Source organism: Ramlibacter sp. (assembly GCF_029866045.1).
Lineage (GTDB): Bacteria > Pseudomonadota > Gammaproteobacteria > Burkholderiales > Burkholderiaceae_C > Ramlibacter.
The window spans coordinates 1-11,319 of the sequence record NZ_JARXAB010000022.1 but is presented as its reverse complement, the minus strand read 5'-3'; the positions used below and the strand labels follow the sequence as shown (position 1 = coordinate 11,319).

The window sequence follows — 11,319 nt, the reverse complement described above, 5'->3', positions numbered from 1 at the left end:
GGCAGTGGTAGCGAGGGCGGGGCGGGCGGCGGCCGTTAGGTCGATGCCAGCCCGAAGCGCAGCACGCAGGTCGGCAGGCACGCGGGCGTCTGCGTCATGCAGGTCGATGAACGCGTCGCCGTCGACGGCAGCCAGTCGGGGTGCGCCATCGCGCAGGTAGGTGGTGAACTTCATGGTGGGAGTCTGGAAAAGTGAAAAACGACAGGGGAGGAAGGGGTCAGAAAGCGGGGCCAGATCAGACCGGTACGAACAGCACGCGCCGCTGGGCCTCCTTGAGCTCGGCGCCCGGCGGCGGCGAGATGCCCCACTGGTCGACGCGGCCGGGGGGCCACATCCAGTCAGCGGGACCGCGGGCGACATAGCTGTCGTCGACCTGCTGCACGTCGGCGGTGTACTCGATGACGACGCCGAAGGGGTCGATGAAGTAGTTAAACAGGTTGTTACCTGGGCCATGCCGGCCAGGGCCCCACTGGATCGGGTGGCCAGCGTCCTGCATGCGCCCGCCACCGCGCATCACGCCATCGAGATCGGGCATCAGGAAGGCAATGTGATTGAGCGCGTCGTTGTCGGCGACACCCACCGCCAGCGAGTGGTGGTCCGTATTGCAGTTCATGAAGGCGATGGCCACCGTACGATCGGCCAGCCGGAAGCCGAAGGCCTCGGTGAGAAAGGCCTGGGTCTCGTCGACCGAATGGCTATTGAGCACCACATGGGTCAGGCGCACCGGGCGGTCACGCTGCGTCGTCTGTGGCGGGTGACGAGCGTCGCCATGCACCACCTGGAATACCCGGCCATGAGGGTCGCGCAGGGTCAGGCCCACGCCACCCGCCGGGTTCTTGCTCAGGGGGCCGATGGGCGAGGTGAGAGTGGCGCCGGCGCGAACGGACGCCTGCGCGACCGCCTCGAGCGCCTCGGCGGTGCGCGCGCGCAGCGTCACCTGTCGCAGTTGTGGCACCGGGCCACCGGCGTACAGAGCCAACAGGTGGTGGTCACTGCCGGTGCCGCGCAGGTAGACCGAGCCCTCTTTGCGGTGGGCCACCTCCAGGTGCCACACATTGGTGTAGAAGGCCTCGGCCCGGGCCAGGTCGGGCACATTAAGGGCGACGCTGCGCAGGCCCTCGATCCAGGGGGAGGTCATCGCGCGCCTCCTCGCTTGCCGACGCTGGGCAGGCCGAGAAAACGCTCGGCGTTGTGGCGGATGAGATTCATGGTGGTGGTGTCGTCAAAGGCCGCTTGCCGGATGCGCTCGATCGGCGTGCGGTCGTGGAAGTTGAAGGGGTAGTCGGTGCCGACCATCAGCTGCGTGGCCCCGAAGCTATGGACCAGGTGGCGCAGGGTGGGCGTGTCAAACACCAGAGTGTCGTAGAACAAGCGCGCGGCCTGGGCGCGGGGGGAGGCTGTCACGCTGTCCTTGAGCGCTGGGAAGGTGTGCCAACCCTGCTCCAGCCGCGGCAGGAGCGAGGCCAGGGTGCCGCCACCGTGGCTGAATGCGATACGCAGGTTCGGCCGGCGCAGCGGCAGATTGGCGGTGATGACCGAGGCTGCGGCCAGACCGACGTCACCCGGGTAGGCCAGCACCTGCTGCAGCGGCGCGGGTCCGACCAGACGCTCCATGCCGGCCGGCCGCAAGGCATGCACGAACACGCAGGCACCCAGCGCCTCGCAGGCTTCAAAGAAGGGATCGAACTTCGGGTGGCCCACCGGGTCGCCGTTGATGTTGCTGCCCAGTTCCACGCCAGGAAAACCGAGCACCTTGACCACGTACTCCAATTCGCGCAGGGCATGGTCCATGTCCTGCAGCGGCACGGCGCCCAGGCCGGCGATGCGCCCGCCGCTCTCGTCCACCATGGCGGCGATCTGGTCGTTGGTGTACCGAAGGAGCTGCTGCGCGTCGGCCGGCGCCATCCAGTAGGACAGGAGCTCCGGCATGGGCGAGACCACCTGCAGGTCGAGGTCCATCGCCTCGAAATCGGCCAGGCGCTTGGCGGTGTCCCAGCAGGTGTCGGCCACGGTGCGGTACACCTTGCCCGAAATCATCACGTGCCGATGGCAGGCCTGGGCAGCGGCCATGGAGGGCCAGTCCGCGGGCAGGTGGCTGCCGATGTAGGCCGGAAAGTGCTCCGGCACCACATGGGCGTGGGTGTCAATGCCGCAGCCGCAACCGGGCAGGTGTGGGGTATTGCTCAAGGCTTGTCTCCACCGCGAATGCTAGAGGGCGCCGACATATCCGGGAATATGATTGGCCGGATTCATTGAATCCACGCCATGGATATTCGTTCTGTCGATCTGAACCTGCTCGTCGTCTTCGACGCCCTCTCACGGCACCGCAGCGTGAACCGCGCCGCCGAGGCCCTGGGCCTGAGCCAGCCGGCGACCAGCGCCGCCCTCGCCCGCCTGCGCGCATTGTTTGACGACGCCCTGTTCGTGCGCACCGGCGCGCGGATGGAGCCTACGCCCCGCGCGCTGGAATTGGGCCCCCTGGTGCACGACGTGGTGGAGTCGATCCAGACGCGCATCCTTCAGCAGACGGCTTTCGAGCCGGCCCGGGACGGACGACGCTTCACCATCTTGACGCCCGATATCGGCGAGGTTGCCTTCCTGCCCGGAGTGCTGCGGCGGCTGCGCAGTGAGGCGCCTGGGGTGGGCCTGCGCACCCGATCCATGCCCCCCAAAGACGCGGCCGAGGCCCTGGCCTCGGGCGAAGCTGAGCTGGCGGTGGGCTTCTTCCCCGACCTGCACAAGGCCGGCTTCTTCCAGCAGGCGCTGTTTCGCACGTCCTACACCTGCATCGTCTGCGCGGGCAACAATGCGGTGGGCACGCGGCTCACGCGGCGCCAGTACCTGGACGCGCGCCATGTGGTCGTACGCCCAGACGGACGCGAGCACATGCTGGACCGGTTTCTGGAGGAAAAGGGCTGGCAGCGCCAGGTGGCACTGGAGTTATCCCACTTCATGAGCCTGCTGGCCATCTTGCCCGGCTCCGACCTGGTGGCCACCGTGCCCGACGACATGGCGACCGTGCTGGAGCGGCATATCGCCATCCGCCGGGTGGAGTTGCCGCTGCGGCCGCCCCATGCCGACGTGCAGCTCCTGTGGCACCGGCGCATGCAAAACGACCCCGCCAACCGTTGGCTGCGAGGTATCTTCCATGAGATGAACCGGCGCGGGAGCAACGAGCCCTTGCGCGCCTGAGCCCGCGCCGCCTTAGGCAGCGGTGAGGCCTGCCGCCTCAACCCCGGCGATGCAAATGAGCTCGTCCTCGTCGCCGGTGCCACCACTGGCGCCGACTGCGCCAATCACCTCGCCGCTGGCGGACTTGATCACCACCGCGCCAGTCTGGGGCAGGAACTTGCCCTCGGCGGTGGCCGCCAAAGAGACGAAGAAGTTGGGGTTGTCCTTGGCGCGCTGGGCCAGCGTACGGCTGGAGCAGCCCATGCCGACCGCGCCCCAAGCCTTGGCTCGGGCGATGTCGAAGCGGAACATGCTGGCGCCGTCTTCGCTGGCGAAGGCTTTGAGGTGCCCTGCGCCATCGAGCACTGCAATGCCCATGGGCTTGAAGCCCTCGGCCCTGGATCTGGCCAGGGCTGCCGAGACGATGGCCTGAGCCTGGGCAAGTGAAAGAGAAGACATGGAGGACTCCGGGTCAAAAAAGGGGAATGAGGGCCGTGGTTGGCAAACGGCCCGCACATGCGCGCGATCATAGACGGCACCCGAGCGCCCCAGAACTCGCCGAGATCCAGAGCAAAGGTGGCCCACACGCCCCGGGGTCAGGCGCTGAAATCGACGCGGTGCTCGCGCGCCCATTGCGTGAAGTCCCGCCCAGGCCGGCCCAAAACCTGCGCTACCTGCGGCGATACTGCCGGCGGCTGGTCCACGCATTTGCCCAAGTAATCGAGCAGGCGGCGAGCGGCCTGCTCGGGCATGCGTGCGCGCCACTGGTCCAGGGCCTCGTCGTCGGAGAGGGTCGCCATTTGCAGCGGCCGCCCGATGGCGTCGGCGATGGCCTGCACCTGCTCGGCCTGTGACAGCTGCCGCGGTCCGGTAAGCCACCAGGCCTGACCCACATGGGCATGCGACACCAGCGCCTGCGCGGCGACCTCGGCCAGGTCCTGCTCGTGAATCGGGACCCGGCGCGACTGCGGGTGCGCCAAGCGCACCAGGCCCTCCGTCCGCACCGAGGGCGCCCAGTCCAGTGCATTGGTGGCGAAGGTATCCGGGCGGAGCACCACCGCCGGCAGACCGCTGTCGGCCAAAGCCCGCTCGGCCGCCAGGTGCCGGGCGGCGATCGGGTTCTCACGTGGGTCGGCCTTTTGCGTGACGATGGACGAGAGCAGCACTCCGCGTTGCACCCCGGCCTGGCGCGCCCGAGCGGCCAGGTCGCCCGGCCCCTCCATCGGCGTGAACAGGAAGATGGCCTCCACGCCGGCTAGCGCCGCGTCCAGGGTCTGCGGACGGGCCAGGTCGCCGTCGACCGGCTGCACGCCGGCAGGCCAGACTGCTTCGGTGGCGCGCCGGGCCAGCGCGCGCACCGGCAGCCGCTGAGCCGCAAGATGTGCCACCAAAGCGCGGCCCACCCGGCCGGTGGCCCCTGTCACCAGGAACATGCCCACGCGCTAGCGCCTCAGCGGCACAACACGAAGCCGAGCGCAGACTCCACGCCCCGGGGCGAACCGCGCCAGGCCACCATGCCGTCCGGCCGCACCAGCACCGTGTCGTGCCCCTCGGCGCCCAAGGGCGCGACGCTGGCGACCTGCCAGGCTTTGATCGGCACGCCAAAAGAATCTGCCGCCGCCTGGGCCGCTGCGTGGCCCTCGGACGAGGCGGAGAAGGCCATGAACCAGGGCCCTAGCAATTTGCGGGGCTGCAGCGGCCCCTCGAGGCCGGCCAGTTCGGCGTAGGGCACGCGTGCGCCCGGCCGGCCGCTCGGGCGGTCGGGGCTTTCAAACTCGTCGGTCGGTGCCGAGGGGTCGGGCACGAACGCACCCTCCTTGCAGGCATAGCCGAACATCATGGTGGCGTGGTCCATCGGCCGTCCCAGCACCTCGGAGACACCCTCCAGGCGACGGTGCTCGGCCAGGTTGGCCGCCTGCCAGGTGCACACCACCTCGGCGTAGGGGCGGCGCTCGGGATCAAAGCTTTCTAGGAGCCGTGGGCCGGCCTGGCCCTTGAGCACGGCGGCCAGCTTCCAGGCCAGGTAGTAGCCGTCTTGCACCGCGGTGTTACCGCCCTGCCCGCCGGTGGGCGGCATCACGTGGGCCGCGTCGCCGACCAGGAAGACACGGCCGGACTGCAGCCGGTCGGCGATGCGGTGCGCGTAGTCGTAGCTGGTGGCACCGAGCACCTCGAACTGCAAGTCGGGGACACCGACCATGGTGCGGATCACCGCATGGGTCTGGGCCTCGGTGCGCTCCGGGTCGGCCGACATGTTGGCCACCCACTCGTCCTTGTAGTCGGTGCTGACCAGAACCCCTGCGCCGTCGGGCACCGCGGGGTTCTGGATGTAATGCACCACCATGGCGTTGTCGCCGGCGATCTTGGCGAGGTCAGCGCGGAAGCGAACTGCGGTCACCGATTTGAGGAATCCGTAGCCATGGGTGCCAATGCCCAAGTCCTTCGCAATGGTGCCGCGCACGCCATCGGCCGCCACCAGGTAGCGGGCGCGCACGCCGTAGACGGTGTCGTCCTCCAACGAGCGCAGCGTCACCTCCACGCTGTCTGCGTCTTGGGTAAAGCCGTCGAACAGGGTCTGAAAGCGCAGTACCGCGCCAAGCTCACGCGCGCGCTTGGCAAAAGCCTCTTCGGTCTTGGCCTGGCTGGCCATGCCTGAGCGCTCGGGCGAGAAGCGCGAGAAGTCAGGCCGGTGCGCGACATGGTCGTAGAAGACCTTGCCGGTCATGCTCTCGGAGATCACCGAGGTGATGGCGGGCTTGCCCGGCGGGATAGCCGCGTAGATAGGCTCGGCCACGCCGACGCTGCGCAAAGCCTCCATGGTGATCGGGTTCTGACCACGGGCCTTGGGCAGGGTAGAGGTGCTTGCCCGGCGCTCAACCAGCAGGGCCCGGATGCCGTGCTGCCCCAGGAACATGGCCATCGACAGGCCGGCCAGCCCGGAGCCCACGATCACGACGTCGAAATCTTCTCTTTGCATCCGAACTCACTCCTTGTTTTCCTCTCGGGTACGCCGCCCTGCGGGCCGCACCCTGCCGTCAGATGACGACCCCTTTTTCCCAAAAGACCAGACGCTGGCGCAGCCAGACCACCAGCCGGTCGGCGGTAAAGCCGATGGCGCCCAGCACCGCCACCACCGACAGGGCCGCGGCGGTGTCGAAGAAGGCCGCCGAGCGGGCGATCAAATGCCCCAGGCCCTGCGAGTCGCCGATGAATTCGGTGACGGTGGTCACGATCAGCACGATGGGCATCGCGACACGCAGCCCGGTGAGCAAAAATGGCAGCGCCGAGTGCCAGACGATCTCGCGCGCCGTCTCCCAGTTGGACGCGCCGGCATTGCGCGCCAGCCACTCCATGCGGGTGCCGACCGCGCGCACGCCAGCATGGCACTGCACGAAGAGGGGGAAAAAGCATTCAAGCGCTACCTGCGCCACCCGCGAGGGCCAGTCCAGCCCCAGCACCAGAATCACGATCGGATAGAGCGCCAGCTTGGGCACCGGATACAGCAGGTTGATGACGGGGTGAATGGCAGCGTCCACCACCCAGTTGCGCGCAGCCAGATAGCCGGCGCTGGCCGCGAGCGCCAGGCCGATCGCCAGGCCCATCAAACCATTGCGCAGGGTAGACGCCGTGTGCTCCCAGAACTCGGGGTCTTGCAACAACTCGATCAACCGGTTGCCGATGGTCGGCAGACCCGGCACCAGCCGGTTGCCGCTCGCCATCGCATAGAGCTGCCAGGCGGTCAGGGCCAGGACAACGCCCAACACCTTGAGCCCGGCGCGGTGCACGCCATCGCCCTGCAAAGACAAGGCCCGCACTTCAGCCATGGTGCCCCCCCGCGTGCGCCTGCCAGGCCAGCAGCCGGCGGCTTGCCTGCCCGAGCAAGGCGTTAGCAGCCATGCCACACAGGGCGGTGCAGACAATGCCCGCATACATCGGGCCGTAGGCACCTTCACGGTAGGCCCGCATCAGCGCCGCCCCCAAGCCGTTGGAATGACCCACCACTTCGGTGGCGACCATCAACACGAAGGAAACCATCAGGCTGATGCGAAGGCCGACCACCGCGCGCGGCAGGCTAGCCGGCAGCAACACCTGCCAAAAGGTGCGCCAGCGCGAGGCACCTACGTTGCGCGCCACCCAGAGCAGGCGGGGGTTCACGCCCAGTGCGCCGTTGACCGCGTTCAGGTAGGCGGGGAAGAAGGCGCTGATCGCGATGATCAGCACGCGCGAGACGTCGGTAAAGCCCAGGACTACCGCGACCACTGGAAAAAGCGCGATCTTCGGAACCGGGTGGGTAAAGGCCTGGGTCAGGTCGAACAGGTCGCGAAAGTTGCGCGAGACGCCGGCCAGCAACCCCAGCAGCAGGCCCAGGCCGCCACCGATGGCAAATCCCAGGAGGGCCCGGCGCAGGCTGGCCAGCACCTGGGCAGCCAAGCCACCCCCTTCGGCCAGCGCGAGCACCTCGTTGAGGATGCGCCAGGGCCCCAGCAGGTACTCGGGCCGGCCGGGCCGCGCGGCGGCGAGCTCCCAGAGCGCCAGACAGGTGAGGACGAAGGCCACGGTAATGAGCCAGGGCCGCTGGCGCAGGTGCGCCTGCAAACCGGACGGGTTCCCAGAGGCGCTCCCTGGCGTGTTCGCTGCCGGGCTCACCGCCCTGCCCGGCGCCTGCCCCGAGCGCAAATCCGACTTCGACATCGGCTCGCTCACGCCTGTCCTTGCGCAGGGTCGCCGGCGGAGGCGGCCGCAGGTGATGCATCCCGGAGCAATTGCCAGAACTGCTGGCGGTAGTCCAGGATGCGGGCGTCGAGCTTGGTCCGCGCGTCGCGCGGGCGTGCCAGCTCAATACGGGTGTCGGCCACCACCTGCCCGGGGGCGGCGCCCATCACCACCACCCGGTCGCCCAGGAAAATCGCCTCGGCAATGTCGTGGGTGATGAAGATCACGGTGAGGCCGGTGGCCTGCCACAGCCGGGTCAGCTCCTCTTGCATCACCTCACGCGTCTGGGCGTCAAGCGCGCCGAAGGGCTCGTCCATCAGCAGCACGCTGGGCTCCATCGCCAGGGTGCGGGCCAGGGCCGCGCGCTGCCGCATGCCGCCGGAAAGCTCGCCGGGGTAAGCGTCGGCAAAGCGTGACAGGCCTACCCTCGCGAGCAGCTCGCGCGCGCGCTCACGGGCCTGCGCCTTGGATTCGCCGGCCACCCGGCTGGGCCAGGCCACGTTGTCCTGCACCGTGCGCCAGGGAAACAGGGTGGCCTCCTGGAACACCATGCCACGGTCTCGGCCCGGCCCGGTCACCACCTTGCCATCCACCGTCACGGTGCCGGTCGTCGGCATCTCGAAGCCCCCGAGGATGTGCAATAGCGTCGTCTTGCCGCAGCCGCTGGGCCCCAGAACGGTGACGAACTCACCGCGCGCCACTGAGAGGTCGATCGGCCCCAGGGCCTGGACGGTGCGATTGCCGCGGCGGAAGGTTTTGCTGACGTCGCGGATCTCGATCACGGGGCAGGCTCCAGGAAAAAAGGAGAGCGGCAACCGGCGGCGCCGCTGCGCCCCGCGCCGATCAACGCATCAGCGCAACAGCGCATACCCGGTCAGCACCAGCTCGGTGGCCGGCCGCTGCATCGGAGGCGGGAGGAATCGGGTCGTGATCATGTCCTGCACCGTGGCGTTGAGCTCGGCCAAGGACAGACTGCCGTCGGCGATTCGGCCACCATCGGGCCCCGCGTTCGCAGCAAAAGGCGTGAGGTACTTGGCCTGAATCAGCTTGGGGTAGAGCGACTCGCGCTGGGCGATCCAGGTCTTGAGCGCGCGCTGGTAATCGGCACGCCAAGCACAGTAGGCCTGCGGGTTGGCCTGCACGAACTTGGGCGAGAACATGATCAGCAGGCTGGGCTGGTTGGTATTGACCGCCTCGAAGGGCGTCATCATGACCTGCAGGCCACCGGTCTCCTTGGCCTTGTGCAGGAACTGACGGGCCAGCCAAGCCACGTCGATCTGCTTGTTGCGCAGAGCCTGCTCCTGGGCCGGCGGCGGCATGGCCACAAAGGACACATCGCGTGGGCTCATGCCGGCTCGCACCAGCGCGCTCTTGACCCAGAACTCACTGATCGTGTTGGGGCCGTAGTAGCCGATCCGCTTGCCCTTGAGGTCCTTGACCGAGCGAATGCCGCTGTCGGCCAGCGAGGCAAAAGCGCCCTCGTTGTCTTCTTTGTTCACTTCGACCAGCGTGGCGACGGCGCGCGCGTCAATGCCGGCATGCACCGCCGCCAACAGCGCCGGGAAGCTGATCGTGCCAGCGTCCAGCTGGCCGGCCTGCAGCGCCGTCATCCGGTCGGTTGGCGCGAACTCCAGAGGTTCAAGGGTGTAGAGCTTGCCGTTGTTGGGGTAGCTGGCCTTGTCGGCCCATAGCAGGGCCAGTGGCTCCTCACCGCTGCCGGTGATGCCGTAGCGAATCGCCGGCGGCTTGGCTGGCGCGGCACCGGGCTTGAGGGCTGCGCACAGGTCCCTGTTGGCGCCGGCTGCTGCGGCCGATGCGGAGGGGGTCTGGGCGCCCAGGGGCGTGAGCAGCACCAAGCCGGCGGCTGCCAGCGTCCACTGGCGGATACGCCGGGCGATCGCAGATTGACCACCACCGCCCCAAAGGGATCGGGCTGCAGGGACACCCTGCCAATCGGGAAAGTTAGGCGAAATGGGAGACGTGGGAGACTTGCGCTGATACATGGCCGTGCCTCTTTCCTGAGTTCTGGGTTGCTGATCCGAACAATATTTGATTTATATCAAAAACATTTTTTCAAATCTAAATCAAGAGGGCCAGCGAGCGAGGGTTTTCCCGCGGCAGCGCACTGACCCCTGACCCCGCTCCCATCCGGCGCCCTGCCTGGCTGACCACAGGGGGCACTGAACCCGCCCTCAGGCTGCAGTCGCGCCAGCTGCAGCAGCCCGACCGCGCAAGGCCGTCGGCAGGGCCTCCCGCGCGGGCAGCCAACCCAGGCCGGCGGACAGCTGGGCGGCCGCCGCTTTCACGGCAGGGATGACCACACTCGCAATGCTCTCGTCGCTGAACACCGTGGTCAGCGCGGTGGCGTTGATGCCCGCCACCACCTCACCGCGGGCGTCAAACACCGGCGCCGCAACCGAACGGATGCCCAGCAGGTATTCCTCGTCGTTGAAGATGAAGCCGTCTCTCCGGGCCTGCTCGAGCTTCTTGCGGAAGGCCCGGGGTTCAACGGTGGACTTCGGCGTGAGCGCTGGAATCGGCCGGTCGCCCAGCAAACGCTCACAGGCATCAGGCGGCAGATTCGCCAGTAGCACTCGGCCGATAGACGAGGCGTAGGCCGGCATGCGCGAGCCGACATGGACATTGATGCCCGTCGGCAAAGCGGTTCGGGACAGCGCCAGATAGACCAACTCGCCCTGCTCCAGTACCGCCAAGTGGGTAGAGGCGCCGACCTGCTGGCGCAAGGCATCGAGGATGGGCTGGGCAAGCTCCACCAGGGGCTGGCGCGCCAGATAGGTAAAGCCCAGGTGCATGGCCCGGGTGGTGAGGCGGTAGGCCCGGCCCGAGGGATCCCGACTGAGGTAGCCCAGCTTCTCGAGCGTATGAACAAAGCGGAAGGGTTTGCTGCGGCCCCAGCCGAGGCGGGTGGCGATCTCGGTCAGGGTGAGCGTGGGGTGCTCGTCGTCGAAGGCATGGAGCACCGCCAGGCCTTGGGACAGGGCGTCGACCCAGTAGGGGTCTTTGTCCGGCGGGGCTTCGGTCGAAGGGGTCTGCTTCATGGCGGGGCGCGGTTGTCAAACATTATGCGCGGCGTGCGGGGGCGCCTTTTCCCTGCCGATGCGGCGTCCTGCATGGCGGTGGGTGTGGCGCTTTGGGTGTGGCGTTGGCGTGGCACGCGCCGTGTGTGCGGCAGGGGCCCGGCGGCTTCGATGCGGGGGCCCTTCGGGCTCCCCTGCGGTACTCGGTCGCCAGCGGCACGCGAGGCAAACTCGCCGCCTGCGGCGGCTCAAACATGCCTCGCTCTTCGGCACCTGTCGACCTGCGTTCCTCGGCCCCGCATCGGCGCCGCCGAACCCCTGCCACACACCCGACGCTTACCTCTTGCGCTAGGTTCCTCGGCGCTGCCTTTTCGGCCCCCAGCGCCCCGCGCTCCTC

At 68.2% G+C, this 11,319-nt stretch carries 11 protein-coding genes; 1 reads left to right on the top strand and 10 read right to left on the bottom strand.

Annotated features, from left to right (window positions below):
- Positions 1–235: 235 nt before the first annotated feature.
- Both QE494_RS02375 and QE494_RS02370 read right to left on the bottom strand, forming a co-directional pair.
- Complete coding sequence (locus tag QE494_RS02375) at positions 236–1,138, bottom strand: VOC family protein (protein WP_300041175.1); 903 nt, start codon at positions 1,136–1,138, stop codon at positions 236–238.
- Positions 1,135–2,187: an amidohydrolase family protein gene (locus QE494_RS02370; protein ID WP_300041173.1), complete on the bottom strand. Its 1,053-nt coding sequence runs from the start codon at positions 2,185–2,187 to the stop codon at positions 1,135–1,137. The genes QE494_RS02375 and QE494_RS02370 overlap by 4 nt, the downstream gene beginning before the upstream one ends.
- A gap of 78 nt (positions 2,188–2,265) precedes the next feature.
- On the opposite strand from QE494_RS02370, the gene QE494_RS02365 reads away from it, so the two are divergent.
- The gene (locus tag QE494_RS02365) at positions 2,266–3,192 is read left to right on the top strand and encodes a LysR family transcriptional regulator (protein WP_300041171.1); all 927 of its coding nucleotides are present in this window, start codon (positions 2,266–2,268) and stop codon (positions 3,190–3,192) included.
- Positions 3,193–3,204: 12 nt separating this feature from the next.
- On the opposite strand, the gene QE494_RS02360 is transcribed toward QE494_RS02365, so the two are convergent.
- The 8 genes from QE494_RS02360 to QE494_RS02325 form a co-directional block, all read right to left on the bottom strand.
- The gene (locus QE494_RS02360) at positions 3,205–3,630 is read right to left on the bottom strand and encodes a heme-binding protein (protein WP_300041169.1); all 426 of its coding nucleotides are present in this window, start codon (positions 3,628–3,630) and stop codon (positions 3,205–3,207) included.
- Positions 3,631–3,767: 137 nt separating this feature from the next.
- Entirely contained in the window at positions 3,768–4,604 is an 837-nt protein-coding gene (locus tag QE494_RS02355) for an SDR family oxidoreductase (protein ID WP_300041167.1), read from the bottom strand.
- Positions 4,605–4,621: 17 nt separating this feature from the next.
- Positions 4,622–6,148: an FAD-dependent monooxygenase gene (locus tag QE494_RS02350; RefSeq protein WP_300041165.1), complete on the bottom strand. Its 1,527-nt coding sequence runs from the start codon at positions 6,146–6,148 to the stop codon at positions 4,622–4,624.
- A gap of 58 nt (positions 6,149–6,206) precedes the next feature.
- Entirely contained in the window at positions 6,207–6,995 is a 789-nt protein-coding gene (locus QE494_RS02345; protein ID WP_300041163.1) for an ABC transporter permease, read from the bottom strand.
- The gene (locus tag QE494_RS02340; protein ID WP_300041161.1) at positions 6,988–7,875 is read right to left on the bottom strand and encodes an ABC transporter permease; all 888 of its coding nucleotides are present in this window, start codon (positions 7,873–7,875) and stop codon (positions 6,988–6,990) included. The genes QE494_RS02345 and QE494_RS02340 overlap by 8 nt, the downstream gene beginning before the upstream one ends.
- Positions 7,872–8,666, bottom strand: coding sequence for an ABC transporter ATP-binding protein (locus QE494_RS02335; RefSeq protein ID WP_300041159.1), 795 nt, complete (start codon positions 8,664–8,666; stop codon positions 7,872–7,874). Before QE494_RS02335 ends, QE494_RS02340 begins: the two co-directional genes overlap by 4 nt.
- Before the next feature lie 69 nt (positions 8,667–8,735).
- Entirely contained in the window at positions 8,736–9,887 is a 1,152-nt protein-coding gene (locus QE494_RS02330; protein ID WP_300041157.1) for an ABC transporter substrate-binding protein, read from the bottom strand.
- Positions 9,888–10,076: 189 nt separating this feature from the next.
- Positions 10,077–10,943 carry an IclR family transcriptional regulator gene (locus QE494_RS02325; RefSeq protein WP_300041155.1) on the bottom strand — a complete coding sequence of 289 codons (867 nt, stop codon included), beginning with the start codon at positions 10,941–10,943 and terminating at the stop codon, positions 10,077–10,079.
- Positions 10,944–11,319 lie beyond the last annotated feature (376 nt).

Excerpts from the sequence above, each read along its gene's own strand:
- QE494_RS02350 (WP_300041165.1), bottom strand. The coding sequence starts at position 6,148 with ATGCAAAGAGAAGATTTCGACGTCGTGATCGTGGGCTCCGGGCTGGCC.
- QE494_RS02360 (WP_300041169.1), bottom strand. The coding sequence starts at position 3,630 with ATGTCTTCTCTTTCACTTGCCCAGGCTCAGGCCATCGTCTCGGCAGCC.
- QE494_RS02325 (WP_300041155.1), bottom strand. The coding sequence starts at position 10,943 with ATGAAGCAGACCCCTTCGACCGAAGCCCCGCCGGACAAAGACCCCTAC.
- QE494_RS02375 (WP_300041175.1), bottom strand. The coding sequence starts at position 1,138 with ATGACCTCCCCCTGGATCGAGGGCCTGCGCAGCGTCGCCCTTAATGTG.
- QE494_RS02355 (WP_300041167.1), bottom strand. The coding sequence starts at position 4,604 with ATGTTCCTGGTGACAGGGGCCACCGGCCGGGTGGGCCGCGCTTTGGTG.
- QE494_RS02365 (WP_300041171.1), top strand. The coding sequence starts at position 2,266 with ATGGATATTCGTTCTGTCGATCTGAACCTGCTCGTCGTCTTCGACGCC.
- QE494_RS02345 (WP_300041163.1), bottom strand. The coding sequence starts at position 6,995 with ATGGCTGAAGTGCGGGCCTTGTCTTTGCAGGGCGATGGCGTGCACCGC.
- QE494_RS02330 (WP_300041157.1), bottom strand. The coding sequence starts at position 9,887 with ATGTATCAGCGCAAGTCTCCCACGTCTCCCATTTCGCCTAACTTTCCC.